Consider the following 683-nt stretch of genomic DNA (forward strand, 5'->3'; position numbering starts at 1 on the left):
TAAGTATTACCATCAACAGTAAAGCTTGTAACAGTTAAAGGACCGTCTGCAGTTGCTGCGTTATCGAGGACATTACCTGTTGCTGTTGTATCTTCTGCTATCGTAACCGTTTCACTATCATCACTCAGATCTGAAACCGGTGTCACTGAAATAGTTAGGGTAGAACTCTGAGTGTCACCAGCACCATCGGTAACGGTGTAGCTGACTACGGGTACAGCACCGTTGAAATTGTCATTTGGTGTGAAGGTATAACTACCATCGGTATTTAAAGTGAGTTCACCTTCAGTAAGAGTAACCTTATCACCTGCATTGTACGTATTCCCACCAACAGTAAAGCTAGTGACAGTCATTGGACCATCTGCTGTTTCAGCATTGTCTAACACATTGCCTGTGGCTGTTGTATCTTCTGCAACAGTGACAGTTTCATTATCATCGTTCAGATCAGAAACTGGAGTTACTGAAATCGTTAAGGTAGAAGTCTGTGTATCACCTGCACCGTCAGTAACAATGTAAGTAATTACAGGAACAGCACCGTTGAAATTGTCATTAGGTGTAAAAGTATAACTACCATCGGTATTTAAAGTTAACTCACCTTCAGTGAGGGTAACGGTGTCACCTGCACTATATGTATTACCACCAACAGTAAAACTCGTTACGGTTAGTGGACCGTCTGCTGTTTCAGC

1 protein-coding gene is annotated in these 683 nt (G+C 42.2%); it reads right to left on the reverse strand.

What is annotated here, in order from left to right; all coding sequences use genetic code 11:
• The coding region (locus H4J75_RS19660; RefSeq protein WP_182223062.1) for a tandem-95 repeat protein at positions 1-683 on the reverse strand (683 nt) is incomplete at both ends.

This window comes from Colwellia sp. BRX10-1, from assembly GCF_014077545.1.
Lineage (GTDB): Bacteria > Pseudomonadota > Gammaproteobacteria > Enterobacterales > Alteromonadaceae > Colwellia_A.